Annotated in this window: 22 protein-coding genes; 10 read left to right on the forward strand and 12 right to left on the reverse strand. The window is 47.0% G+C overall.

Features of this window, described 5'->3' with window-relative positions:
• Positions 1-125: 125 nt before the first annotated feature.
• The gene (locus MD588_RS05760) at positions 126-815 is read right to left on the reverse strand and encodes an NAD(P)H-binding protein (protein ID WP_265695997.1); all 690 of its coding nucleotides are present in this window, start codon (positions 813-815) and stop codon (positions 126-128) included.
• Positions 816-1,089: 274 nt separating this feature from the next.
• Between MD588_RS05760 and MD588_RS05765 the strand changes: the two genes are divergently transcribed.
• Positions 1,090-1,737 carry a YecA family protein gene (locus tag MD588_RS05765; RefSeq protein WP_265695999.1) on the forward strand — a complete coding sequence of 216 codons (648 nt, stop codon included), beginning with the start codon at positions 1,090-1,092 and terminating at the stop codon, positions 1,735-1,737.
• Entirely contained in the window at positions 1,737-2,207 is a 471-nt protein-coding gene (locus MD588_RS05770) for a (deoxy)nucleoside triphosphate pyrophosphohydrolase (protein WP_265696000.1), read from the forward strand. Before MD588_RS05765 ends, MD588_RS05770 begins: the two co-directional genes overlap by 1 nt.
• A 152-nt stretch (positions 2,208-2,359) precedes the next feature.
• Here the strand turns inward: MD588_RS05770 and dsbB are convergent, their stop codons facing one another.
• Together dsbB and nhaB are read right to left on the reverse strand one after the other, a co-directional pair.
• The gene (gene dsbB / locus MD588_RS05775; RefSeq protein WP_265696001.1) at positions 2,360-2,872 is read right to left on the reverse strand and encodes a disulfide bond formation protein DsbB; all 513 of its coding nucleotides are present in this window, start codon (positions 2,870-2,872) and stop codon (positions 2,360-2,362) included.
• A 145-nt stretch (positions 2,873-3,017) separates the two neighbouring features.
• The gene (nhaB, locus tag MD588_RS05780; protein WP_265696002.1) at positions 3,018-4,610 is read right to left on the reverse strand and encodes a Na(+)/H(+) antiporter NhaB; all 1,593 of its coding nucleotides are present in this window, start codon (positions 4,608-4,610) and stop codon (positions 3,018-3,020) included.
• Positions 4,611-5,083: 473 nt separating this feature from the next.
• On the opposite strand from nhaB, the gene fadR reads away from it, so the two are divergent.
• Entirely contained in the window at positions 5,084-5,935 is an 852-nt protein-coding gene (gene fadR, locus MD588_RS05785) for a fatty acid metabolism transcriptional regulator FadR (RefSeq protein ID WP_265696004.1), read from the forward strand.
• A gap of 175 nt (positions 5,936-6,110) precedes the next feature.
• On the opposite strand, the gene MD588_RS05790 is transcribed toward fadR, so the two are convergent.
• From MD588_RS05790 to MD588_RS05800, 3 genes are read right to left on the reverse strand one after another with little or no spacing between them, the layout of a single operon-like run.
• Positions 6,111-7,640, reverse strand: coding sequence for a SpoVR family protein (locus MD588_RS05790; RefSeq protein WP_265696005.1), 1,530 nt, complete (start codon positions 7,638-7,640; stop codon positions 6,111-6,113).
• A 31-nt stretch (positions 7,641-7,671) separates the two neighbouring features.
• Positions 7,672-8,943, reverse strand: coding sequence for a YeaH/YhbH family protein (locus MD588_RS05795; RefSeq protein ID WP_265696007.1), 1,272 nt, complete (start codon positions 8,941-8,943; stop codon positions 7,672-7,674).
• A 39-nt stretch (positions 8,944-8,982) separates the two neighbouring features.
• Positions 8,983-10,917, reverse strand: a complete 1,935-nt coding sequence (locus tag MD588_RS05800) for a PrkA family serine protein kinase (RefSeq protein WP_265696008.1) — start codon at positions 10,915-10,917, stop codon at positions 8,983-8,985.
• A gap of 557 nt (positions 10,918-11,474) precedes the next feature.
• Here MD588_RS05800 and MD588_RS05805 point away from each other — a divergent pair.
• Positions 11,475-11,855: a VOC family protein gene (locus MD588_RS05805; RefSeq protein WP_265696010.1), complete on the forward strand. Its 381-nt coding sequence runs from the start codon at positions 11,475-11,477 to the stop codon at positions 11,853-11,855.
• Positions 11,856-11,936: 81 nt separating this feature from the next.
• Here MD588_RS05805 and MD588_RS05810 read toward each other — a convergent pair whose 3' ends face one another.
• Both MD588_RS05810 and gap read right to left on the reverse strand, forming a co-directional pair.
• Entirely contained in the window at positions 11,937-12,812 is an 876-nt protein-coding gene (locus tag MD588_RS05810; RefSeq protein ID WP_265696012.1) for a D-hexose-6-phosphate mutarotase, read from the reverse strand.
• Between the two features lie 401 nt (positions 12,813-13,213).
• Positions 13,214-14,209 (reverse strand): type I glyceraldehyde-3-phosphate dehydrogenase, encoded by a 996-nt coding sequence (gene gap, locus MD588_RS05815; RefSeq protein WP_265696014.1) that lies wholly within the window; start codon positions 14,207-14,209, stop codon positions 13,214-13,216.
• A gap of 348 nt (positions 14,210-14,557) precedes the next feature.
• On the opposite strand from gap, the gene msrB reads away from it, so the two are divergent.
• The gene (gene msrB / locus MD588_RS05820) at positions 14,558-14,953 is read left to right on the forward strand and encodes a peptide-methionine (R)-S-oxide reductase MsrB (protein ID WP_265696015.1); all 396 of its coding nucleotides are present in this window, start codon (positions 14,558-14,560) and stop codon (positions 14,951-14,953) included.
• An 82-nt stretch (positions 14,954-15,035) separates the two neighbouring features.
• Here msrB and MD588_RS05825 read toward each other — a convergent pair whose 3' ends face one another.
• A complete protein-coding gene (locus tag MD588_RS05825; RefSeq protein ID WP_265696016.1) occupies positions 15,036-15,863 on the reverse strand; it encodes a DUF2989 domain-containing protein in 828 nt (275 codons plus the stop codon).
• Positions 15,864-16,109: 246 nt separating this feature from the next.
• Between MD588_RS05825 and MD588_RS05830 the strand changes: the two genes are divergently transcribed.
• Positions 16,110-16,403 carry a YeaC family protein gene (locus tag MD588_RS05830; RefSeq protein WP_265696018.1) on the forward strand — a complete coding sequence of 98 codons (294 nt, stop codon included), beginning with the start codon at positions 16,110-16,112 and terminating at the stop codon, positions 16,401-16,403.
• Between the two features lie 17 nt (positions 16,404-16,420).
• Here MD588_RS05830 and MD588_RS05835 read toward each other — a convergent pair whose 3' ends face one another.
• The gene (locus tag MD588_RS05835; RefSeq protein ID WP_265696020.1) at positions 16,421-17,092 is read right to left on the reverse strand and encodes a glutathione S-transferase family protein; all 672 of its coding nucleotides are present in this window, start codon (positions 17,090-17,092) and stop codon (positions 16,421-16,423) included.
• A gap of 328 nt (positions 17,093-17,420) precedes the next feature.
• On the opposite strand from MD588_RS05835, the gene MD588_RS05840 reads away from it, so the two are divergent.
• On the forward strand, positions 17,421-18,080 hold the full coding sequence (locus tag MD588_RS05840; RefSeq protein WP_265696021.1) for a peroxiredoxin: 660 nt from the start codon (positions 17,421-17,423) through the stop codon (positions 18,078-18,080).
• 119 nt (positions 18,081-18,199) lie between these two features.
• Positions 18,200-18,472 carry a hypothetical protein gene (locus MD588_RS05845; protein WP_265696023.1) on the forward strand — a complete coding sequence of 91 codons (273 nt, stop codon included), beginning with the start codon at positions 18,200-18,202 and terminating at the stop codon, positions 18,470-18,472.
• A 161-nt stretch (positions 18,473-18,633) separates the two neighbouring features.
• Here MD588_RS05845 and ansA read toward each other — a convergent pair whose 3' ends face one another.
• Both ansA and sppA read right to left on the reverse strand, forming a co-directional pair.
• Positions 18,634-19,644: an asparaginase gene (ansA, locus tag MD588_RS05850; protein WP_265696025.1), complete on the reverse strand. Its 1,011-nt coding sequence runs from the start codon at positions 19,642-19,644 to the stop codon at positions 18,634-18,636.
• Between the two features lie 84 nt (positions 19,645-19,728).
• On the reverse strand, positions 19,729-21,582 hold the full coding sequence (sppA, locus tag MD588_RS05855) for a signal peptide peptidase SppA (protein WP_265696027.1): 1,854 nt from the start codon (positions 21,580-21,582) through the stop codon (positions 19,729-19,731).
• 267 nt (positions 21,583-21,849) lie between these two features.
• Between sppA and MD588_RS05860 the strand changes: the two genes are divergently transcribed.
• Complete coding sequence (locus MD588_RS05860) at positions 21,850-23,862, forward strand: oxidoreductase (RefSeq protein ID WP_265696030.1); 2,013 nt, start codon at positions 21,850-21,852, stop codon at positions 23,860-23,862.
• Positions 23,863-24,064: 202 nt separating this feature from the next.
• Positions 24,065-24,613, forward strand: coding sequence for an NAD(P)H nitroreductase (locus MD588_RS05865; protein ID WP_265696031.1), 549 nt, complete (start codon positions 24,065-24,067; stop codon positions 24,611-24,613).
• Positions 24,614-24,774: the final 161 nt, after the last annotated feature.

Consider the following 24,774-nt stretch of genomic DNA (forward strand, 5'->3'; position numbering starts at 1 on the left):
CCGCTCGATATCTGCCCCAAATTGCTTTGATGTAGAACCACTATATCTTTATCAATTTGGCTTGCTCTCAAACGGCTGGTCGTGCTCTGATTGGATCAGATAATTATTCAGTTTGGTATAATCCTCTAGCGGATATGGGGATCGGCCTGTAAAGCTTTGCCAGAAACCACGGTTACCGGTTCTGTATGATTGCTTTCAGCCAGTAATGAGAGTTCCAGCATTGACCGGGCAACACGTTCGGCTGGAATAGGGTTGAGGTGAGCCAGTGGACCGATAACGAGCGGGCGGAATAGGGTAAACACGCCCTGAACTAGCAGTTCGTCTTTACGCGGCTGGGCTCGCTCTCCTTTAAGCGGGCCTGGCCGGACAAAAATACAATGATCAAACCCCATCGCCCTGATGGCTTTTTCCATTTTACCTTTGCAGCGTAAATAATGGGAAGGTGACCATGGGCAGGCAAACAGGCTCGATATCACCACGATATGCCTGACCCCGAGCAAGTGCATTGTAGCTGCGACTTCTTTTACCAATTGGAAGTCGATGGCTTCTAGCGCTTCGTTACTGCCAGCTTGCTTCTTGGTGGTACCTAAACAGATAAAGCCCACTTGTGGGGTCGGATCGGATTCGCCCCAAGCAGTGACTCGAAGTTCTGGGTGGATAATCTGTACCAGTTTCTTACTGTGAAAAGGTAACTCACTGCGGGAAAGTGAATAAATGGTCTGGTAATGCGGGTGGGCAAGTAATTGGTGGAGCAATTCATCCCCGACTAGGCCACTCGCTCCTGCAATTATGGCGTACGCTTTCCCTTGAGGCATTATTTTCATCCCAGAATATGTCGTTAATTTCATTATTTTTGCGCTTATCGGCAGTAAAATTCAACAATAATTATTGGAATATGCTGAGTGAGTACGCACTTTGGTCTTCAGAGAGGGCGCTTTAATCACGGTGTAGAGAGATTAAAGCCTTCATCTTTCTCTCTGGTTATGGGCGATGGAATCGGCGGGAGAGCGAGGGAGCTAACAACTCGGTGTCGTTTGGGTATATAATTCGCGCCTCATTCAGTAACGCTCGAGAAAACCGGAAAACACGATGACAGAATTAATGACACTACCTGCAGATTGGGAAGGCATGCCTGCGACCTTTATTGAAGGCGCTTTGCTTGCGGCAAATGCAAATCCAAAACCGCTGGAACCTGAGTCCTGGATGTCTGTTCTGGTAACCGGAGGCGTCGCCGAAGATGAACAAGAAGCGATTTGTGAAGCACACAAGACCGCTATTCTGAATCACTTCGAAATGCAGTACCGCTATATCAAGGCTGGTGAGTATGAATTGCCTGCTGTACTAACTTGGCAAGAAGAATCGGGTATTACCGATGCGATGAGTGAGTTTGCCGAAGGCTTCCTGGCGGTTTGGCCATTTATTGAACCAAACTGGGCAGATCAGGCAATGTCAGACGGTACGATGCGTATGTTGTCGGCGTTGCTGACAACTTGCATGTTGTTACTTGATGAGAAAGCGACACTGGCTCAGATGGAAGAAGCCGGTGTAACCGGGATGCCTCAGCCAGAAGTGTTATACGTCCAGTTGCCTCTGATGCTGACTGAAGTCGTTATGGCGGCGGATGAACTACAGCAAGGGGCTGGTGCACAGGCGGTTAACCCGTATAAAGAAACGGGACGAAATGATGCCTGTCCGTGTGGTAGCGGCAAGAAGTTCAAGCAGTGCTGTGGTAACTGATGGCTGGTGGAAATCCTCTATCTGAACAACAATCAGCTCACAAGCCGGTGATCCTAGTGGTGGCCGGTGTTATCGAAAAAGCCGGTAAGTATCTACTGACTCAGCGTTTCGACCATGCAAGCCAGGGTGGTTTGTGGGAGTTTCCGGGTGGCAAGGTCGAGCCCGGTGAGACACCTGAGCAAGCTTTGGAACGAGAGCTTAAGGAAGAGTTAGCGATCACTACTGACACCGGCGTTTGGCTGGCGGACAGTGTGTTTGACTATGGTGATAAGGTTATTCACCTAAAAGGGTACTTGAGCCATTGGCGAGCCGGCGAGTTAGAGCTTCATAGCCATCAGGATGCGGTGTGGATCGATCATGCCGAGATGGCAACTTATCAGCTATGCCCTGCGGATTATCCGATTGTGGATGCGCTGGGAGGGACGAGTTCCTATATCCAAGTTCCTGGAAAAGCGGGGCCTAGGTCCTAGGAAGAGCGAAAGCTTGAAATATAGTTGAAAGTTTTAGAGTTTCTTGAAAGGCCTTGATGGCTTAGAGAGTCTGCCTGCAGGACCGAGGGCTAAAGAAAAAGCGAGAGCCATTGACTCTCGCTTTTCTATTTTTACGCTGTTGTCTAGGGGCGCTACTTCTTTCCACCCAGGATCTGCGCGACAACAATCACGGCTAAGACAACTAAGTTTGCTGTGAAAATAACAACCAACCACTGTGGCATAGACTGACCAAGGAAAGACCATACCACCTTGCTGCAATCACCCGTTGCTTCAAACATCCATGGAACCCACTTGTTGAGCGGAGCCCAGTCAGGGAAGGTAACGAACAAATCGCAGGTCGCAAATGGCGACGGATTAAACTGATAGCCGACATGTTCTTTGGCTAACTCCAGGCCGCGGTAAGCGCTGTATCCCCATGCGGCGAGGCCAGCCCAGCGGATAATCGCATTCTGCGGGGCAATCATCCCAAGTAGGGCCGCGAAACCAACTCCCATCATTGCTACACGCTCATAGATGCACATCACACATGGGTCTAATTTCATGACATGCTGAAAGAAGAGGGCGCAGGCTTCAAAAAAGATGATGGAAAGCAGCAGTAATAGCCACGATAGTCGGCTTTTGGAAAATGAATTCAGAAATTGCATTGAATGATCTCGTCTAAAGTTATACCAAGCGAAACTATTATCTGTGCCAATCAGATGTTTGTTCTGTTTGCTATTAAAACAAAGCCCCGATTAATCAGGGCTTTGAAGTTATCATTTCTGACCGTTATCTTTACGAAAGATTCAATTAATGTCCAGCGGCTGGTGCGATATGTGATACAGCTTCCGCAGTATGGTGTGCAAGCCACCCCATGTCATAGAACCAATCTGTCATCGGTACCAGCATAAACTCGATGCCGGCCAGGCCGACGATAGACAGTACGATGGTATAAGGCAGTGCCATATATACCATGCGGCCGTATGATAGGCGAATCAACGGCGCCAGTGCCGACGTCAAGGCGAATAGGAACGCAGCCTGACCATTCGGTGTTGCTACCGACGGTAGGTTGGTACCGGTGTTAATCGCGACAGCCAGCATGTCGAACTGGTCACGAGTGATCACGCCGTTAATTAGCGCTGTTTTCACTTCGTTGATATAGACCGTACCGACAAAGACGTTATCAGAAACCATCGACAGCAAGCCGTTGGCAATATAGAACATCGTCATTTGCGCGCTGCCTTCCAGGCTCAGCACCATATTGATAATTGGCGCAAACAGTTGCTGGTCGATAATGACCGCAACAATTGAGAAGAACACGGCAAGTAACGCGGTGAATGGTAGTGCTTCTTCAAATGCTTTACCTAAAGCGTGCTCTTCGGTTACACCGGTGAAAGAGGTGGCGAAGATAATGACAGTTAGACCGATAAGGCCAACGGCTGCAAGGTGAAGCGCCAGGCCGATAATTAGCCAGACGGCAATGATCGCTTGAATAGCCAGCTTGGCATAGTCAATATTGGTACGGCTTTTACGCTCTTCCTCGTCGAAATCGACTAGGATTTTGCGTACGTTTTCCGGCAGGCGGGTACCATAGCCGCAAATTTGGAATTTCTCCACCAGCACACAGGTCAGGATACCGCACAGGAAGACCGGAATGGTAACAGGTGCCATACGAATGATGAACTCGCCAAATAGCCAGCCAGCCTGATCGGCAATGATCAGGTTCTGGGGTTCACCTACCATGGTCATGACCCCACCTAGCGCAGTACCGATACCGGCATGCATTAGCAGGCTGCGAAGGAACGCACGGTAGTTTTCAAGGTCATTACGGCTTATTTCCCGAATATGTAAATCGGTTGTATGGTCGTGGGAAGCATGGGGCTCTCGGCCTGATGCGACTTTATGGTAGATGCTGTAGAAGCCAATCGTCACACTGATCACAACCGCGATGACGGTCAGTGCATCAAGGAATGCCGATAAAAATGCCGCCATCACTACGAAAGAAAGCGATAGCAGGGTTTTTGAGCGGATGCCGATCAGTATCTTGGTGAAGATGAATAACAGCAACTGCTTCATGAAGTAGATGCCGGCAACCATGAAGATCAACAGCAAGATAACTTCAATGTTGGCAACCAGTTCGTGTTTGACCTGCTCGGGGCTGGTCATTCCAATCGCAACGGCTTCAATAGCCAATAGGCCACCTGGCTGTAGCGGATAGCATTTCAGGGCCATAGCGAGGGTGAAGATAAACTCAACTACCAGCAACCAGCCTGCAACAAATGGGTCAACGAGAAAAAATACGAATGGGTTGATGACAAGAAAGGCAATGATTGCCAATTTGTACCAGTCAGGAGCCTTGCCTAAAAAGTTCTTTATAAAGGCGTTCCCTAGCGAAATAGCCATGTTCTTGGGTCTCTTTAAATACGCAGATTATTCGATGAGCTGGCGCTATCTTGCCTTTGTAGTCCTAGAGCAGGGTAACCATCTATTGATTGAGGTTAAGTGTTCTTATGAGACCCTCTAAGCTAAAAATCATTTCCCTGATGGTTTTTAACTTAAAGCAGGCAGCAGCATCCTTTTAGCTCCCAGTGTTTGATCGTGCTAACTGTACCGTGTGATCTAGATCAGTCAAGCTGAGATATGAAGGGATAATTCATTAACTGAACCTAAACCCCTAAACCGTACATTTGGCGAGCTAGATTACCACGCTCTGAAATATATTCTTACAATTCTCTGAAAATGTTGAGCGTAGTCAAATTTCAAACTGCAAAAGGAAACATCAGTTTTAGATGAATAGCATAGTTTCTCCTAATGCATAAGTAGTGGTATGATGAGTTAATAAAATATGAGCAAGAAGCAACTGGAAAAATAATCAGATGGTAATAAAGGCTGATAGCCCAGCAACATTTGCTGAGAAATATATTATTGAGAGTATCTGGAATAATCACTTTCCCCAAGGCTCTATTCTTCCTGCAGAGCGAGAGTTATCCGAATTAATTGGTGTGACACGGACTACGTTACGAGAGGTTCTGCAGCGTTTGGCCCGTGATGGCTGGTTGACTATCCAGCACGGTAAACCAACGCGTGTGAATAACTATATGGATACCTCGGGACTAAGCATTCTCGATACCTTGATCACTCTTGATGGACAGGATGTTCAGGGAGTACTTGAGGATTTGCTGTCTGCTCGTACTGATATTAGCAGCGTTTATATGCGCTACGCTGTTAAAGGTAATCACGAGGAATCGAGTCAATTGCTGGATAACGTGATTGATTCTTGTGAAAAACTTCTTAAGGCGGACAGCTTTGCAGACTTCGTTGAAGCGAGTGAAGAAAAAGCTGAACTGATGCAGGAAGTGAAGAAGATCGTTGATAAGTACGGTAAAGACCAGCCTGAGCTATGCGAAGAGATTTGTCGAGCTCGTGCGTTTAACTACTATGATTACCGTATGTTCCAGGGTATGGCAGCGAAATCTGGCAATACCTTGTATGTGTTGACGATTAACGGTTTGCGTAAGATTTATACTCGCGTAGGCGGTTACTATTTCATGTCTAAAGAAGCGTGCGAGCTTGCCCTTGGCTTCTATCGCGATATCAAGTCTTACTGCGACAATCATCAACCTGAGTTGGTTGCCGATCGTATCAAGAAGTATGGCCGCGAAAGTGGTGCAATTTGGTATAGCAACCGAATTGAAATTGCTCGCTACCTGTACGAAGAAGAGCAGTAAGCTTAAGAGTTACGTAATGTGACTCGTGAAATGATAATTTAAGAAAGGAGATGCAGAGGCATCTCCTTTTTTGTTTATTGGGAATACTGGTCATTGGAAGAACAGGCCCAAGGCCCGAAATAAAAAGCGAGAGGCTTGCACCTCTCGCTTTTGTTCTTACGTTGTGAATTAGGATTTATATCTCTGAATTGTACTGATTACGGATAGGGCAGGTACCGAGGATTTGGGTTCTGCCGTCTGGTTGTTCTTCTTCCAGAGTGACATCGAATCCCCATAGGCGGTACATATGTTTCAGCACTTCCGAATGACTATCGGCAAGGGGTATTCGATTGTGTGGTACATACCTCAGGGTAAGTGAACGATCACCTTTCAGCGCGACATTCCAAACTTGGATATTCGGTTCATTGTTACTGAGGTTATATTGCGACGAGAGCTTTTCTCGAATTGCCCGGTAGCCTTCCTCATTGTGAATTGCGCTAACCTCGACATAGTTGTGACGGTCATCGTCATCAACCGCAAAGAATTTAAAGTCGCGCATCACTTTCGGAGACAGATACTGGCTTATGAAACTTTCATCTTTGAAGTTTTCCATCGCGAAATGCACGGTTTCCAACCAGTCAGATCCTGCAATGTCAGGGAACCAGTATTTATCTTCTTCTGTTGGGTTCTCACAAATTCGGCGGATGTCCTGGAACATGGCAAAGCCCAGAGCGTACGGATTAATTCCGCTGTAGTAGGGGCTGTTGTATTCCGGTTGAGCCACCACATTGGTATGGCTGTGGAGGAACTCAATAATAAACCGATCCGTGACTAAGCCTTCGTCATACAGGTGATTAAGGATCGTATAGTGCCAAAAGGTTGCCCAGCCCTCGTTCATGACCTGCGTCTGTTTCTGCGGATAGAAATACTGGCTGATTTTTCGCACAATTCTTACTATCTCGCGCTGCCAAGGCTCTAGCAGTGGCGCATGCTTTTCAATGAAGTACAGGATATTTTCCTGAGGTTCGTGCGGATAGCGGGCTTCTTCTGTCTTTAGCTCCTTCTCTTCCTGCATCGGAATGGTTCGCCAGAGAGCATTTACCTGGGTCTGCAGATAGTCTTCACGTGCTTTCTGTCTGGCCTTTTCCTCAATTAGAGATATTTTTTGTGGGCGTTTGTAGCGATCAACGCCGAAGTTCATTAGCGCATGACAAGAATCAAGTAATCTTTCGACGTCATCAACGCCGTATTTTTCTTCACATTCGGTAATATACTTTCGGGCAAACAACAGGTAGTCGATGATTGAACTGGCATCCGTCCAGGTTTTAAATAGGTAGTTGCCCTTGAAAAATGAATTATGTCCATAGCAGGCATGGGCCATTACCAATGCCTGCATGGTAATCGTATTTTCTTCCATCAGGTAAGCGATACAGGGATCGGAGTTAATCACAATCTCGTAGGCTAACCCCATTTGGCCATGCTTATAGCCACGCTCCGTTTCGATAAAGCGTTTTCCGAATGACCAGTGATGGTAATTGATGGGCATGCCGATACTGGAGTAGGCATCCATCATTTGTTCGGCAGTGATGATCTCAATCTGGTTAGGATAGGCATCAAGCCGGTAATGATCGGCGACACGCTTAATTTCCTTGTGATATTGCTCCAGCAGGTCAAACGTCCAGTCTGGACCATCACTGAGTGTTTTTGACTTAGTGGTTGTTACCATAACACACTCCCCCTATAGCGCTTGATGACATCTAGCTGACTTGCTTTTTAAATAGCTCCCGGAAAACCGGGAAGATGTCTTCCACACTCCTTATGTTTTGCATCGCAAAATTGCTGTGGCTTGCCTGCAGTGCTTCATATTCCCGCCATAGTGTCTGGTGTGCCCGGCGGGTAATTTCAATATAAGAGTAATAGCGACTAACTGGCAGGATATGCTTATCAAGCAGCTCCCGACAACCCGGTGAGTCATCAGCCCAGTTATCGCCGTCTGAAGCCTGTGCGGCATAGATATTCCACTCAGCCGGTGAATAGCGCTTCTTAATGATGTCGTCCATCATCCGTAGTGCACTGGAAACGATGGTTCCCCCTGTTTCCTGTGAATAGAAGAACTCATGTTCGTCGACTTCCTTGGCTTGGGTATGATGGCGAATAAACACCACATCGACATTTTTATAGGTTCGGTTGAGGAACAGATACAGCAAAATGTAAAAGCGTTTGGCCATATCTTTGGTAGCCTGGTCCATTGAACCGGACACATCCATTAAGCAGAACATAACAGCCTGGCTTGTTGGCTGAGGTCGACGCTCGTAGTTTTTGTAACGTAAATCAAAAGTATCAATGAAAGGCACGCGGTTGATTTTTTCCCGCAGAGCCTGAATTTCCTGCTTCACTCTTTCTTCTTCAAGAGGTTGGGCTGGTTCAGTGTTCATTAAATGGTCAAGCGCTTGTTCCAGCTCCCTTAGCTGACGGCGTTTGGCTGCAGTCATCGCCGTGCGGCGGGCCAGTGAGTTCTGCAATGATTTTACAATGGCAATATTGGCCGGCACACCCGTCGATTTAAAGCCGGAGCGGAATGTTTTCCACTCGACAATTTTATTGAGTTGGTTTTTCTCAAGGTTTGGTAGTTCCAGATCTTCAAACAGTAGATCGAGATATTCATCTTTAGATATCTGGAAAACAAATTCATCCTGACCTTCACCATCAGGGCTGGCCTGTCCCTCTCCGGCACCGCCTTGTCCCGCCCCTCCTTGGGGGCGTTCAATGCGATCTCCGGGGCTGAACTGGTCGTTACCCGGGTGGACAACTTCACGTTGTCCACCTCGGCCTTGGTGAAAGCTCGGCTCGCGGATATCGCGGGAAGGAATGGTAATATCCTCACCGCTTTCCACATCGGTAATCGAGCGCTTGTTTACCGCATCAGCAATCGATTCCTTGATTTGCTGTTTATGACGGCGCAGAAAACGCTGACGATTTACCGTGCTTTTATTTTTACCGTTGAGCCTCCGGTCTATAAAATGCCCCATAAGCTCCCCCCTTATTCATCCCATAATTCCATGGCTAGCTTACGAAGACTTACGTACGCGCAGATACCACTCAGATAACAGGCGCACTTGCTTACGGGTGTAGCCTTTTTCCATCATACGAGCAACGAAGTCATCGTGTTTCTTCTGCTCGTCGGTGGATGTTTTGGCGTTAAACGAGATGACTGGTAGCAACTCTTCGGTATTCGAGAACATTTTCTTCTCGATCACGGTGCGTAGCTTCTCATAGCTGGTCCAGTTAGGGTTCTTGCCTGCATTGCTTGCACGGGCACGTAGTACGAAGTTGACGATCTCATTACGGAAGTCTTTCGGATTACTGATGCCAGCAGGTTTCTCGATCTTCTCAAGCTCGTTGTTCAGCGCTGAGCGGTCGAATAGCTGTCCGGTTTCAGGATCCCGGTACTCCTGATCCTGAATCCAGAAGTCGGCATAGCTTACGTAACGGTCAAAGATGTTCTGGCCATACTCAGAGTATGACTCAAGGTAAGCGGTCTGAATTTCTTTGCCGATGAACTCAACATACTTCGGAGTCAGATACCCTTTCAGGTGCTCAAGGTATTTTTCCGCCAACTCTTGCGGGAACTGCTCACGCTCGATTTGCTGCTCTAGTACATAGAACAGGTGAACCGGGTTCGCTGCGACCTCTGAGTGGTCGAAGTTAAAGACGCGCGATAGGATCTTGAACGCGAAACGTGTCGACAGACCTGCCATCCCTTCATCGACACCGGCATAATCGCGGTATTCTTGGTAGGACTTGGCTTTAGGGTCAGTGTCTTTCAGTGTTTCACCGTCATAAACCCGCATCTTAGAGTAAAGGCTAGAGTTTTCAGGCTCTTTCAAGCGTGATAACACGGTAAAGCGAGCAAGGATTTCCAGTGTACTTGGCGAACAAGGTGCAGCCGATAGTTCACTGTTCTGAAGCAGTTTTTCGTAAATCCGGATTTCTTCCGACACACGCAGACAATAAGGCACTTTGACAATATAAACACGGTCAAGGAAGGCCTCGTTGTTTTTATTGTTACGGAAGGTCTGCCATTCAGACTCGTTTGAGTGAGCCAGAATGATCCCGTCAAATGGCAGTGCTGAAAGCCCTTCGGTCCCGTTATAGTTGCCTTCCTGGGTCGCTGTCAGTAGTGGATGCAACACTTTAAGTGGTGCTTTGAACATCTCTACAAACTCCATCAGGCCCTGGTTGGCCTTACAGAGTGCGCCAGAGTAACTGTAAGCATCCGGGTCATCTTGAGCGAAGTGTTCAAGCTGACGGATGTCTACTTTACCGACCAGAGACGAAATATCTTGGTTGTTTTCATCGCCGGGTTCCGTTTTGGCAATACCGACCTGGTCAAGGATTGATGGGCGAACTTTGACGACTTTAAATTTGGTGATGTCACCACCGAATTCGTGCAGGCGTTTGGCCGCCCATGGTGACATGATGTTATTTAGATAGCGCTCAGGGATGCCGTATTCTTTATTGAGAATGTCTCCATCTTCATTTTTATCGAATAGGCAGAAAGGATGATCGTTAACAGGGCTACGCTCCCCGTTGGCTGTCAGTACATACACTGGAACTTTTTGCATCAGGCTTTTCAGTTTTTCTGCTAGTGATGATTTACCACCACCAACAGGGCCCAATAGATAGAGGATCTGTTTGCGTTCTTCCAGGCCTTGAGCGGCATGCTTAAGGTACGAGACAATCTGTTCGATGGCATCTTCCATGCCGTAGAAGTCTTCAAATGTCTTGTAGCGGGAAATGACGCGGTTGGAGAAAAGGCGGCTCAAGCGCGGATCTTGAGCGGTATCAATCATTTCGGGTTCGCCGATTGCCATTAGCAAGCGTTCTGCTGCATTAACATATGCACTGCGGTCATTACGACAGATTTCAAGGAATTCTTGCAACGAAAGCTCTTCATCCTTGGCTTCTTCATAGCGTTGACGATAGTGGTCAAAAATACTCATGGTATGCCCCCTGAATCGTTCTTCAATCAATTAGAAAGGACGAAAACAAATAACTTTCACATCCCTCATCTTTTAAGACTAGACCTAACTGATCAAATTGCTTCACTGAGTTGTTGGTTTATAAACTAAATTTCCTTTTTGTACCGGCCTGCGAGCTGAATGTTTTTTAAACATATTCTTACTATCCTCCTATAAATTACGTTGTGCAAGAGGGTTTTTTTAAAAAAAGCGCACAGTTTTGTTGCTGGATTGTGATGCGAACGGCTTGAAAAAATAATAAGTCATTAATTAGTCATATTATTGCAGGGGTAGTCTTATCGACTGAGTGAAAAGGATTTCATCAAGTTAAAGTCGAAGTAAAAGCACTTTCTTTAGCTTAAGATGTCTTTTTTAGGGGCGGGTGGAGTGAGTGATATGTTCGTGCTTTTTCAGTGTTTGATGCTATGGAAATATCGGCTTGAGTGTCAAATTAATGCGATAGGTGCTTTTTTTGTGAGCGAAATCAACACCCCTGACTTAAGCTAGAACTGTAGAGGCATTAGGGGAGAGCTTGTTTGATGGGTATTTCACGTGTTGATACGGTTTCAATACCGGTTTCTGACCAAAGCTTGGCATTGTCATTTTACCGGGATGCTCTGGGGTTTGAGCTGATTCGTGATCATCATGCCGACAACCATAAACGCTGGATTCAACTGGCGCCTAAGGGGGCTGAAACAACGATCAGCCTGGTGATACCGTTTGGCGGTATGGAAGCAGGATCTGTGCAGGGGCTGGTGGTGCAAACGGATGATATTCACTCGACGCACAGCGAATTGAGTAATAGGGGAGTCCCTTTGTCTGAGATTGTGACCATTATCGGGGGGCGTTTTGCCACTTTTGCCGATCCCGATGGAAACGGTTGGGTGTTGATAGAAGCCAACTCACAGATGATGGCTTAATAGGGTGTTGATGCTGAGGTGATGGCCAAGGTTGTTGGGATATGAAAACTGCCGCCAGTTGGACGGCAGTTTTTATTTAGATCATCTTTTTACTGAGATCAGCGTGCTTAAGGTGTGGGATTCACCAGGAGAGAGCTCTACACCATCACCGTGGATTGTTGACTCGACACACACCATGGTTTCATAACTATTGTCAGCCATGTCTCCCATACTGATTGACAGTTCTTGCCATGGATTCCAAATGACAGCAGCGTTATGGCCTTGGTTGTTCACCTGGATTTGGCGCTCATTGGGTTTGTCGTGAATCACAACAGGGTTTGCTGGCGCTGTATACACACGATCAGTTTCTGCTGCAAAGGTGAGGATATCCCCTCCCTCACAGACTTTACCAGCCTGCGTGCTATCCTGATACGTGTCGCCCATGCCGGTGATTTCAACCGCCTGAATATCAGCAATATCGAAATAGGTGTGGAGGGCACCGCTGAAAGACCATGGATGAGCGTCAGTATTTGTCGAAGTCAGGTGGACTTTGAGCTCTGCACCAATTTCAAAGATGATTTGGTTGTGGAATTTATGCGGCCAGATAGTGCGGCTTGCTTCGCTGTCTTCCAGCTCCAGGGCGACAATTACACCATTTTCATTTTCGCGGTGTTCTTGCAGCGCCCATTCACTAGTACGGGCAAAACCGTGTGAAGGGGTTCCTGCTTTGCCAAACCAAGGCCAGCATACCGGGATACCGCCGCGGATAGCTTTCGTGGTCGCGAACTCAGCCTTCTCGCTCAGCCAGATGATGTCTTTCTCTCCAGCCGGCTTATACCAGACAAGATGACCACCGTGTAGAGAAATACCTGCTTCAGCTGTATCGTGAATAACGCGTACAATTTTGATGCCCTGAAACTCGCAGATAGTAACAGCATCAGATAGAACAGAAATTGTTGAAAGGTTACGTAAATCCATCAAATTCTCATTCCTTACAGTATTTAATCAGTAAATTCTCATTTGATTGGTTTCTAAGCTATTTGAAAGGAAGCACCAATTAGATAAAAACTTATTTTTATTTAAAAATTATCCGTAAAAATTAAAATATATTTGTTAAATTTGTGACTTTAGTTGAAGCTGGTTTCTGGTTTCTGGTTTCTGGTTTCTGGTTTCTGGGAAGAGCAGGTTCAAGGCCCAGGGAAAAGTGGCTTTACCCTGTAAAGGTAAAACAATAGTGGAAGCCATTGACTATCACTGCTTCTTTTTTATCCTCATGTTTCACGCTTTTATCTAGGAACTAGGATCCAGTCTCCCTAAATCACACATACAAAAAAGGCGGCCATTAAGCCGCCTTTTATCATTCTAGCTAAAAGCTTACATTACTTAGAGATGTGAGCGATTAGGTCTAGAACTTTGTTTGAGTAACCGATTTCGTTGTCGTACCAAGATACAACTTTAACGAAGTTATCAGTTAGCGCGATACCAGCTTTAGCATCGAATACAGAAGTCTGAACTTCACCGATGAAGTCTTGAGAAACTACTGCATCTTCAGTGTAACCTAGAACACCTTTCAGCTCGCCTTCAGAAGCTTCTTTCATTGCTGCACAGATAGCTTCGTAAGATGCGCCAGTTTTTAGGTTAACTGTTAGGTCAACAACAGAAACGTTAGCAGTTGGTACGCGGAAAGCCATACCAGTAAGCTTGCCGTTTAGTTCTGGAAGAACAACGCCTACAGCTTTAGCAGCACCAGTTGAAGATGGGATGATGTTCTGAGAAGCACCACGACCACCACGCCAGTCTTTAGCAGAAGGACCATCAACAGTCTTCTGAGTAGCAGTAGTAGCGTGAACTGTAGTCATAAGACCAGATTCGATACCGAACTTGTCGTTAAGAACTTTAGCGATTGGCGCTAGGCAGTTAGTAGTACAAGACGCGTTAGAAACGATATCCTGACCCGCGTAAGTGTCTTGGTTAACACCCATAACGATCATTGGAGTAGCGTCTTTAGAAGGACCTGTTAGAACAACTTTCTTCGCACCAGCAGTGATGTGCTTACGAGCAGTCTCGTCTGTTAGGAAGATACCAGTTGCTTCAGCAACAACGTCAACACCGATTTCGCCCCACTTAAGGTCTTCAGGGTTGCGCTCTGCAGTTACGCGAACTGTTTTACCGTTAACGATTAGGTTACCGCCTTCAACTTCAACAGTACCGTTGAAACGACCGTGAGTTGAATCGTATTTTAGCATGTACGCCATGTATTCAACGTCGATAAGGTCGTTGATACCAACAACTTCGATGTCGTTACGCTCTACAGAAGCACGGAAAACAAAACGTCCAATACGGCCAAAACCGTTAATACCTACTTTGATAGTCATTACAGTTGCTCCACAACTTAATTTCTAATGAAAGATAACTGGTAGTAAAATTACAGAATACTTAGTGACCCTGCAAGCAAAAAACGAACTTAAATTGCGTAAGGTCAAAAAAAAGTTCGGATTTTTTTTACATTCCTACTACAACGACGCAAATTTATACAAACCCTGTATGAATTGTCACCATTGCCGTTGTTAACTTTTAATATCCACACTCAGTTCAACTAAAATATGCTTAAATGAGCTGAGTACATGTAAAATCCTTTCGAGCAGAAAGTATGTGCTACAGTTCGGTTAATTGGCAACTATATTTGTTGGTTAAGCTGGAAATTAAAACGAATAGGATGGATGATGTCAGTAAAATCAGATGCTTATTGGCGGGAGAGTTTAACTGCAGAGCAATATCGTGTTTGCCGCGAACGAGGAACAGAGCCTCCGTTTTCTGGTGTTTTGCTCCATAACCGTGAAACCGGGGTCTATCAATGCACCTGTTGTAAACAACCATTGTTTCAATCAGACAATAAATATGACTCCGGGTGCGGGTGGCCGAGCTTTGATGCGCCAATCAATGCTGATGCGATCCGTTACCTTGAAGATAACAGTCATGGTATGAAGCGGGTGGAGATCCGCTGTGCTAACTGTGACAGTCACCTTGGCCATGTTTTTCCTGATGGGCCGAAAACGACAGGGGATCGTTACTGCGTGAATTCGGTTTCTTTGATCTTTCAATCCGAAAACAGAGAGTGAATAGCTAAAGCCGAGCGTGCATGCTCAGCCCTGATTTAGAAGCTTGTCTCATTTTGGGGGGGAGAGGGGGCAATACCTCAGGTTAGTTGACCATACTTGCCCTGAATTTCCCGCGCTGAATAGCTGTTGCGACTTCTTCGGCTTTTTCATCTAACTTCTCGCGTTGTTCTTCAGGCATCGGGTAAAAGCTGATTAGCTTATCTTGACTGGCGACTGAGGTTTCCAGTTCAGTGCCTACTTTAGCCCAAAAATAAGCATTTTGGTTCGATTCCGTTTGATGAGATAGTGTCGCCAGAGATTGGATTATTTCTGGCTTTATCTTCTGTCCTCTTTCATACAGTTCTAAAGCATGCTTAAGAAGCCGGATTGTCTTTTCTTTATCTTTATAGGTATAGAAGGTTGCTAGGGCGAGTTGCAGATCGGGAGTCTCTAGTGCTGGAGTACCTTCGAGCATCAAAAACTGTCGTAGCGCTTTTTTGTCGCCTTGGCTCCAGCGGTAATAGATGATCTCAGGATCTTTGGACTGGCGAAGTTCTTCATTGAGCCGCTGAATTGAGGCGTAGCTTTTTAGCAGAGCATGATTCCGTAGTGTTTTTCGTTCTTTGAGTTCTGTTGGCTCTATCCGCGCTGCATACTCTAAGCATTTCTGATAATCATAAGTGAACTTCAGTTCTTTATATTTCTCATTATCAACCGGATTTTTCAACACATCGTATCGCTGCCAGATGAGGTTGGTGCGCTGAAGGCGGCATTGTCCATCATTTAAGTTGGTATCCTTACAGATCTCAGGGTATTTCTCACACAAGCTATCTGTGGAGCGATGGCGCTCGAAACACCCACTGAGCAGCGCAAGAGTTGCTGCTGCCAGTGATATTTTTATTAATGTTGATGATCTACGGGCAATGCTCATACAGGGTAATTGATAACTTAGAGTAGTTAATAGAAGCTTAGCGACTGATGTAAAGCTATCTTAACTGATGTTGATAGAAAAACAGCCAAAGGCTTAGTATTTTTTCGCATTGTGATCCAAGGAGCAAAAAAACAACGGCCAGTTGGCGTCTAAGAGCGAAATTGGTATTACTGCCACCTCTATGCTTGTATCGAGCTTATCAGAATACACTGATGATGCTCCCAAGACCGGACAGGAAGCCTGCAAATGGATCTCGAACAATTATTAAATGCAATGACCCCGGAAGTTTTTCAGCGGATCTCAACTGCCGTTGAAATTGGCAAATGGCCTGATGGTACGCCGCTGACTCAGCAGCAGCGAGACTCGGCAATGCAAGCGATGATGCTCTACCAGTCTCGCCATAATACCAATGCCGAGCATATGTCGGTTGAGGCGGGGGGAGAAATTAAATTTAAAACCAAAGCCGAATTCAAACAGGACTTCGGTATTGAAGAACCCGCTCAAGACGATATTGCCCGCTTTGACCACAACCAGTTCTGATATCTGAATTAAACCTCTTAGCCGACATGGTTGTTGAAGATCATGGGTTCGCAGTAAAAACTGCTGAGTTCGTGATCTTCTTGACTGATCAGGTTAGCAATCCAGGGCTCTTGCTCAATGTTAGTCAGATAGGCATGTAACTTCGGATAATGGGTAAGCCTCAATCCGGCCATCCACCCGCTACGAAAAATACTCCACAGGCTGATCTCGGCCATTGAAAAGTGACCGGCAACGTAGCCGTCGTCGGGTATTTGTTCCTCAATGTAACGTAGTACCTGAGGTAAATGGTGCTCAAGGCATTGCTTAATAGCTTGTTGGTCGACCTCTTTATCCAGCATTTTTCCCCGCATGATCTTTTGATAGAACAGTACGCCGCCAATTAGCGACGTCAGCCGGGTGTCGGCATATTCCTCTAACCAGCGAACTTGGGCACGTGAAGCTGCCGAGCCTGGATATAACGGAGGTACTGGGCAGATATCATCAAGGTAGTGGGCGATGACAGTGGAATCGATGATATTACTCCCCTCATGCTCAAGAACAGGAATTTTGCCCATCGGATGGCGCTTTTGAGCGAGCTCTTTTTCCAGATAGGGATTGAGCGGTTGCAAGTCATAGGCAATCCCTTTGTAAGACAGCGCGAGCATGATTTTTCTGACAAACGGAGAAATAGATGCACCGTGTAGAACCATAGTGTTATCTCGGACGAAGGCTAATAAGTCTGTTCCGCTACAGGCGTTAACAGATGAATGTTATAAAGTGTAGCTGATATAAAGGATTAGGAGGCGCAGGCACTTCGTTTCGGGAGGCGGGGAAGAGTAGCGTTATGGTTTTAAGCCCCGTGGAAAAGCAGACCCCGGACTCGATATAGTGTGCGGCCTGGTGTTCAGTCAGCTTGAAGTCTGAAACCTGAGAGCTACATTTAAACGGCAAGATAAATCACGGCTGTGTCTCTTAAGTCTTCCGCAATTTTCATTCACTGAGACACCGAGCCAGTATGAAGATAATGGAGGCGTAATCATGCCACTACGTATTGGAGATGTAGCCCCGGACTTTCAAGCAAATACAACTGAAGGCCCCATCAGTTTTCATGAGTGGATAGGAGACGACTGGGCGATTTTGTTTTCCCATCCGAAAGACTTTACTCCGGTTTGTACCACAGAGTTGGGTTATTTGGCCGGGCTCAAGGCCGAATTTGATAATCGCAATTGCAAGCTTATCGGGCTCAGCATAGATTCCGTCGATGATCATAATGCGTGGGCGAAAGATATTGAGGAAACCCAGGGACATGCACTGAACTATCCCCTGATTGGTGATCCTGAGTTAGCGGTTGCCAAGCTATACGATATGATTCATCCGAATGCCAGCGGAAGTGCAAAAGAAAGAACGGCAGTTGATAATGCGACTATTCGTTCCGTCTTTATTATCGGTCCTGATAAGCTTGTTAAACTAATGCTGACTTACCCTATGAGTACAGGACGTAATTTTGATGAAGTTCTGAGGGTGCTGGATTCTATCCAATTAACGGCGAAGCATAAAGTAGCAACACCGGTGAACTGGAAGCAGGGGGAGGATGTGATTATCGTACCTGCGGTTTCAGACGATGAGGCCAAAGAGAAGTTCCCCGATGGCTGGGAGGCACCTAAGCCATATATCCGGATCGTACCCCAGCCCAAGTAAATACCGTGTTATAGCAATCAGCATAAGTCTTTGATCACTTTCCTGCGCAATTATCTGAGCACTTACTTATCTCGATTGGTATTACACCGACATATACATGCCTTACTCAGGAGAAAACCATGAGATATGTTGTATTTTGTGGCTCTGGAGAGTTTCAGGGAATCGCGGATACCTATTCGCCCGCAGATGCTGCCTTGGAAGTCTTGCAGGAGCAATTGGCCGGAGTGGATTGTAGTAACCTGGAACTTGCTCCCTGTGATGATTTAGGTAAGGCAAGTTTATTGGTCTATGAGCTGACCGGTGATCTTCCAGCTCACCTGGCAGCAAGCGAAAAGCATGGCCTGGGTGATATCCCGACCAAAGGTGAACCGTATGCGTTTATTGAAGTTTAATGACGCAACTTAACCTAAGAGGAAAAGCCATACTCAAAAAGATCAAAGCCCTAATCACTAGGGCTTTGTCGGTATTCTCGAGCAAGAGCCTTTGACTCTCGCTTTTTCTCACATCCCAAAGCATTCTCGGAACGTCGTGTTACCCGCTTTCAGGGCGAGACTTAATGCGTTAGCTCACCACGCAAATTCTGTTGCATTTTACTGCGGATCGTCTCAATCGGTAGATCTTGGCTTAGCAGGTAATGCAGCTTGGCAAGTGTTGCTTCAGGGGTCATGTCATAACCACTCAGTACACCGGCATCCGCAAGTGCACAGCCTGTCGCGTAACCGCCCATGTTAACTTTACCGGATAGACACTGGGTAAGGTTCATCACAATGACACCGCGCTCTGTCGCTTCTTTCAGCTGAGCCAGAAGATCAGCATTCTGCGGCGCGTTACCGACGCCGAAAGTGAGCAGGATCATTGCGTTAACCGGTTGGCGCAATGTGTTACGAATAACTTCAGGCGAAATACCTGGGTACATCGTAATGACGCCGATTGGCTGCGGTGTAATGTTATGAACTTTAAATTCACCTTCAGGCTTTTTGTCCAGTTCGACATTGTTGAGCTGAATATTGATACCGGCTTCAAGCAGCGGAGGCAAGTTCGGCGAGATGAAAGCGCCAAAGCCATCAGCATGTGCTTTGGTGCTGCGGTTGCCGCGAATCAACTTGTTGTTGAAGAAAACCGTCACTTCATTGATTGGGTAGTTTGCCGCAATGTGAAGTGAGTTCAACAGGTTGCTTTGGCCATCAGAGCGCAGCTCAGCCAGCGGGATCTGGGAGCCGGTCACAATCACTGGCTTGTCTAAGTTTTCAAACATAAACGACAGTGCTGAAGCAGTATAAGCCATGGTGTCCGTACCATGTAGAATGACAAAACCGTCATATTTGTCGTAGTTTGCTTTGATATCATCCGCAATGCGCTGCCAATCCGCTGGCGTCATATCCGAAGAGTCGATAAGTGGTTCGTACTCGTGGATAGTAAATTCAGGCATTTCAGGACGATGGAATTCCGGCATGCTATCCAGTTGCTTTTGCATGAAGCCAGCTACTGGAACATAACCATGGTCTGACTTCTGCATACCAATGGTGCCGCCGGTGTAAGCAATGTAAATGTGTTTTCTTTCCATAATCGGGTACAGACTTATCGGTTAGGTGGGCGCATTATACGGTTAACGCGCAGTAAAAAAAGCCCGGCGTTTGCCGGGCCGATCTCACTTTTCAATATTGCTGCAATTTAAGCAAAAGGCATATTGGCCTTTTGGATCGTTAAAGTTACTGAGTGTAGTGAAATCTGTTACAACTTGTCGTGTAACAGGTTGAAGTGCTGCTGGTAATTGACCAAATACCATTGCAGAAAATTTACTGCTGGCCTCTGAGGCAAATTCTTGCAACAGCAACTGAGCTGGGCTTAATGGCTCCTCCATCCAGCGAAGCTCGTAGCTATCGAGTTTTGCCAGTTCTACGCTTGCTGCAACGGCATCATCAAAATCACCGAGTTGATCGATAAGACCGAGCTGCAATGCGTCCTGGCCTGTCCATACCCGGCCCTGAGCTATTTTGTCAGCCTGTGCGAGCGACATATTTCGGTATTGGCTTACCAGCCCGATAAAGCGCTGATAGCCGTGCTCAATACCGAGCTGGAAGACTTCGGCCACGCCCTCGGGCAGCTCACGCGTTACTCCGACACCTGAGAATGGGGTTGTACCGACACCATCACTGTAAACCCCCATTTTTTCTAGGCCTTTTTCAAAGGTGGTCAGAATGGCAAAGATACCAATGGAGCCGGTAATGGTTGTTGGCTGGGCGAGGATCTTATCGGCGCTGGCGGAAATCCAGTACCCTCCGGAGGCCGCAAGGCTGGACATCGACACGACAACGGGCTTGCCTGCCTGCTTCAGGGCATCCACTTCATTACGGATCACTTCAGAGGCAAAGGCACTCCCGCCAGGGCTGTCGACCCGTAAAATGACTGCTTTCACAGCATCGTCAAGGCGGGCTTCACGCAGTAAAGCTGCCGTTGAATCGCCACCGACTGTGCCTTGGCGCTGATTGCCGTCAACAATGGCACCGCTGGCAACAACAATGGCAACCTGGTTAGGGCTTGGCAGATCGGTATTGATCAGTGTTGGCTGATAATCGTAGTAGCTGATTTGGTTGAAACCGTTTTCACCGTCGCTGCCGAATTGTTCTATCAGTTTTTGATTAAGCAGTGGACGGTTAATCAGTTCATCAACCAATCCCATGTTTTTGCTCAGTTGGGCAAAGTCGCCATTGACGGCCTTGAGCTGCTCAACAAAGCTACTAAGTTCGGGAGTCAGTGCTGTTGCATCAATGTTGCGGTTGTCGGCAACATCTACTGTGTAGGCGTTCCAGAGTTGGTTTAGCCAAACAGTATTGGCTTCTCGGGCCTCTGCGGACATGTCGTCACGGGTATAAGGTTCCACAAATGACTTATAGGTGCCGACGCGAAATACATGAGTATTGATATCCAGCTTTTCTAGCAGGCTTTTATAGTACAGCGAGTAGCTGCCATAGCCAGTGAGCAGAACCCCGCCATCGGGTGACATGAAGACTTTGTCTGCATAGCTCGACAGATAGTATTGGCTTTGTTTGTAGTTATCACCTACCGCGAAAACCGGCTTGCCGGCTTGTTTGAACTCTTCAATAGCCTTGGCAATATACCGAAGCTTGGTCAGGTTGGTTTCTGACATGTCTTTAAGGTTCAGTACCAGGCCGGTGATACGGTTGTCCGTCGAGGCGCTACGGATAGTGTCAACGATATCGAACAGGACATTTTCCTGCGCTGGTGGTTGGCCCAGGGCATTACTCGCCAGTTTGTCGATAGGATTGACATAGGTGCGCTGCTCAACAATCGGGCCAGATAAATCTAGCACTAGAGCCGCTTCTTTTGGCAGCGAGGGTTGTTCGCCACTTTTGTTAAAAGTGAAGAAAAGCAGGCCGATAACCAATAAAAAAAGCAGATTGACTATCAGTTGCCGGGTGAAGCTGATCAGCTTCCAGATTGCTTGGAAAATTTTTCCAATTCCTTTGAGGACCATTTTCATGAACGTTCCTGATGTGATGCGATCGATATTATTTCTATCCTAACTTAGTAAACAAGGAATTACAGTAGTAATTCGAGCTTACAGTGTCTCTCTACCTTTGAGTATTGCGGTATTTGCATGGAGGGGAAAGTAAATATCAATCCGATTCATTATCTCCCTGACATCCAGCATTGATGGGTGAATGTTGTAATAATGTAAACAAGTGTTTGATAAAAGTTTGAGCAGTTAATATACTGGTCAGACCATAACAACAAAAGAATGGAAGCCATGGACGATAAATCTTACCCTCATTTGTTAGCGCCCCTAGATCTTGGTTTCACTCAGTTACGGAACCGTGTGTTAATGGGATCTATGCACACTGGCCTTGAAGAGTCGCGAGACGGCTTCAAGAAACTTGCTGCCTTTTATGCTGCCCGAGCCCGGGGTGGCGTCGGCTTGATTGTCACTGGTGGCTTTTCACCTAATTTTCGTGGTCGGCTACATCCGCTAAGCGCAGAGTTCAGTTCGGCCCGTGCAGCCCGTGCCCACCGGGTGATCACCGATGCAGTTCATGAAGCCGGCGGCAAGATTGCCCTGCAGTTACTGCATGCCGGCCGTTATGCGATGCATCCTTTTGCAGTGAGTGCTTCTGCGATTCGGGCTCCTATATCAAAGTTTACCCCAAGTAAAATGAGTACGCGTCAGATCAAGAAGACCATCGATGCTTTTGCCCGTAGCTCCGAGCTTGCCAGAGAGGCGGGTTATGATGGTGTTGAGCTGATGGGCTCGGAAGGCTACCTGATCAACCAATTTATCTGTAAGCGTTCCAACCATCGTTATGATGAGTGGGGAGGCAGCTACGAGAACCGGATGCGTTTTCCGCTTGAGTTGGTTAAAGCCGTACGCAAGAAAGTGGGGCGCGACTTTATTATAGTCTTCCGCCTGTCAATGCTGGATCTGGTGGAACAGGGCAGTACCCATGAAGAAGTCGTTCAGTTGGCAAAAGAACTGGAGGCTGCAGGTGTTACCATTTTAAATACCGGTATTGGCTGGCATGAAGCCCGGGTACCGACGATAGCAACCCAGGTACCTCGTGCTGCATTTACCTGGGTGACTGAAAAGCTTAAGAGCGAAGTCAATATTCCCTTGGTGACCTGTAACCGAATTAATACCCCTCAGGTAGCTGAAGATATACTGGCATCGGAGCAGGCGGATATGGTTTCTATGGCCCGTCCGTTTCTTGCCGATCCAGATTTTGTGGTCAAGGCGGAGCAAAACAGGGCTGACGATATCAATACTTGTATCGGTTGTAATCAGGCATGTTTAGATCATGTGTTTGTTGGCAAGCGAGCAAGCTGTTTGGTGAACCCACAGGCCTGCTATGAGACTGAGCTGGTATTGACTCCAGCCGCGACGAAGCGACGTGTGGCCATTGTCGGGGCAGGGCCTGCCGGTATGGCAACGGCGGTTGCAGCAGCTGAACGTGGTTTCGAGGTCGACTTATTTGAAAAAAATGACTATGTCGGCGGCCAGTTCAATCTAGCAATGCAAATTCCAGGCAAGGAGGAATTCAAGGAGACGATTCGTTACTTTACCCGTCGCCTGGAACAGACCAAGGTTAACCTGAAGTTAGGTCATGCCGTGGAGGTAGACGAACTAAAGGATTATGATGAAGTTATTGTTGCGACAGGTGTCCAGCCTCGTAAACCGAGGATCTCAGGTGTCGAACATGAGAAGGTCATCGACTATCAAACCCTGATCAGAGATAAAGTGCAGCTTGGTCAGAAAGTGGCGGTAATTGGGGCCGGTGGTATCGGTGTTGATGTATCAACGATGCTGACAGAGCCTGATCATCAGGATCTGGATAGCTGGCTGAAAGACTGGGGGGTTGATAAAACCATTGAACATGCCGGGGGTTTATATCCACACGAAGAGTATGTCAGTCAGCGCCAAGTTTGGTTGATGCAGCGCAAGCCGGGTAAAGTTGGTAAGGGGCCGGGACGAACCACTGGCTGGATCCATCGCAAGGTGCTTGAAAAACGCGGTGTAGAACTGCTCAGTGGCGTTAGCTATGACAAGATTGATGATCAAGGCTTGCATATTACGGTTGAAGGCCAGCCGCGTTTGCTGGATGTCGATAATATTGTGTTGTGTGCCGGCCAGACTTCAGTCGAAGAGCTATCAGACAAGCTCTCGGCCATGAATGTGAATGTTCATGTCATCGGTGGAGCCGATGTCGCAGGCGAGGTCGATGCCAAGCGTGTGATCCGTCAAGGTGTTGAGCTGGCAGCGAAGCTGTAGAAGCGCAGATAGGTTGCGGGATCCTAGGACTTGGTTACTTGGAATAGCTTAAAAGCGAGGGTTTTTGACTCTTGCTTTTGTTTTTTATGCTTTTATCGAGGAACTAGGTTCTTAGGTCCTATCCCCTTACATCTCCCATGGTTTTAACCAGCGCCATTTATGATACTGTAATAGCAATAATAATTATTATCATGAGGTTGTTATGGATGCTCTCTCGTTATTGCTAAACCGTCGTTCGTTACCCAAGTTGATGGAGCCTGCTCCACAGGGGGAAGAATTAGAGAATATTTTTCGTGCCGGGCTGCGCGCGCCGGATCATGCAGCATTGACGCCGTGGCGTTTTATTGTTTCTCACGGTGAAGGAATGCAAAGGCTGGCGGATATTCTGGTAGAGGCTGCGAAAGCAGACGGTGCCGAACCCGCTGTGGTTGAGAAAGCCGCCAAAGCGCCATATCGTGCCCCTATGGTGATCACTGTGGTAGCGAAAGTCACGGAGCATGATAAGGTGCCGGTAATAGAGCAACATTTATCCGCCGGCTGTGCTGTTCAGGCCATGCAGATGGCAGCTGTGGCGCAGGGCTTTTCAGGATATTGGCGTACCGGCAAGTGGGCTTACCATCCGGTTGTTCGTGAAGCCTTGGGTGTTCAGGGGGACGACTTGATCGCCGGTTTCCTATATCTTGGTACCCCGGGTTGCCGGGAAGCCAAAGTCTTTGAGCGTGATTTGACACAGTTTGTTGAGTACCTTTAAGCACTAGACCTAATTAATGCCAAGATGCTCTGAATCCTGCATATTGAAGTCGGTTGGGTATAAAGCCATAACTAAAACAGCTGAATAACATAAGAATTGGGGTTACTGAGCACGCTCAGTGACCCCTTTTTGATCCAGAGTGGTGACAGGATCTAGCCGCA

This window comes from Photobacterium obscurum (assembly GCF_026191635.1).
GTDB lineage: Bacteria > Pseudomonadota > Gammaproteobacteria > Enterobacterales > Vibrionaceae > Photobacterium > Photobacterium obscurum.

Excerpts from the sequence above, each read along its gene's own strand:
- MD588_RS05810 (WP_265696012.1), bottom strand. The coding sequence starts at position 12,812 with ATGGATTTACGTAACCTTTCAACAATTTCTGTTCTATCTGATGCTGTT.
- MD588_RS05765 (WP_265695999.1), top strand. The coding sequence starts at position 1,090 with ATGACAGAATTAATGACACTACCTGCAGATTGGGAAGGCATGCCTGCG.
- MD588_RS05845 (WP_265696023.1), top strand. The coding sequence starts at position 18,200 with ATGAGATATGTTGTATTTTGTGGCTCTGGAGAGTTTCAGGGAATCGCG.
- msrB (WP_265696015.1), top strand. The coding sequence starts at position 14,558 with ATGTCAGTAAAATCAGATGCTTATTGGCGGGAGAGTTTAACTGCAGAG.
- dsbB (WP_265696001.1), bottom strand. The coding sequence starts at position 2,872 with ATGCAATTTCTGAATTCATTTTCCAAAAGCCGACTATCGTGGCTATTA.
- MD588_RS05835 (WP_265696020.1), bottom strand. The coding sequence starts at position 17,092 with ATGGTTCTACACGGTGCATCTATTTCTCCGTTTGTCAGAAAAATCATG.
- ansA (WP_265696025.1), bottom strand. The coding sequence starts at position 19,644 with ATGGAAAGAAAACACATTTACATTGCTTACACCGGCGGCACCATTGGT.
- fadR (WP_265696004.1), top strand. The coding sequence starts at position 5,084 with ATGGTAATAAAGGCTGATAGCCCAGCAACATTTGCTGAGAAATATATT.
- MD588_RS05800 (WP_265696008.1), bottom strand. The coding sequence starts at position 10,917 with ATGAGTATTTTTGACCACTATCGTCAACGCTATGAAGAAGCCAAGGAT.
- sppA (WP_265696027.1), bottom strand. The coding sequence starts at position 21,582 with ATGAAAATGGTCCTCAAAGGAATTGGAAAAATTTTCCAAGCAATCTGG.
- MD588_RS05830 (WP_265696018.1), top strand. The coding sequence starts at position 16,110 with ATGGATCTCGAACAATTATTAAATGCAATGACCCCGGAAGTTTTTCAG.
- MD588_RS05770 (WP_265696000.1), top strand. The coding sequence starts at position 1,737 with ATGGCTGGTGGAAATCCTCTATCTGAACAACAATCAGCTCACAAGCCG.
- MD588_RS05790 (WP_265696005.1), bottom strand. The coding sequence starts at position 7,640 with ATGGTAACAACCACTAAGTCAAAAACACTCAGTGATGGTCCAGACTGG.
- MD588_RS05825 (WP_265696016.1), bottom strand. The coding sequence starts at position 15,863 with ATGAGCATTGCCCGTAGATCATCAACATTAATAAAAATATCACTGGCA.
- gap (WP_265696014.1), bottom strand. The coding sequence starts at position 14,209 with ATGACTATCAAAGTAGGTATTAACGGTTTTGGCCGTATTGGACGTTTT.
- nhaB (WP_265696002.1), bottom strand. The coding sequence starts at position 4,610 with ATGGCTATTTCGCTAGGGAACGCCTTTATAAAGAACTTTTTAGGCAAG.
- MD588_RS05840 (WP_265696021.1), top strand. The coding sequence starts at position 17,421 with ATGCCACTACGTATTGGAGATGTAGCCCCGGACTTTCAAGCAAATACA.
- MD588_RS05865 (WP_265696031.1), top strand. The coding sequence starts at position 24,065 with ATGGATGCTCTCTCGTTATTGCTAAACCGTCGTTCGTTACCCAAGTTG.
- MD588_RS05860 (WP_265696030.1), top strand. The coding sequence starts at position 21,850 with ATGGACGATAAATCTTACCCTCATTTGTTAGCGCCCCTAGATCTTGGT.
- MD588_RS05760 (WP_265695997.1), bottom strand. The coding sequence starts at position 815 with ATGCCTCAAGGGAAAGCGTACGCCATAATTGCAGGAGCGAGTGGCCTA.
- MD588_RS05795 (WP_265696007.1), bottom strand. The coding sequence starts at position 8,943 with ATGGGGCATTTTATAGACCGGAGGCTCAACGGTAAAAATAAAAGCACG.
- MD588_RS05805 (WP_265696010.1), top strand. The coding sequence starts at position 11,475 with ATGGGTATTTCACGTGTTGATACGGTTTCAATACCGGTTTCTGACCAA.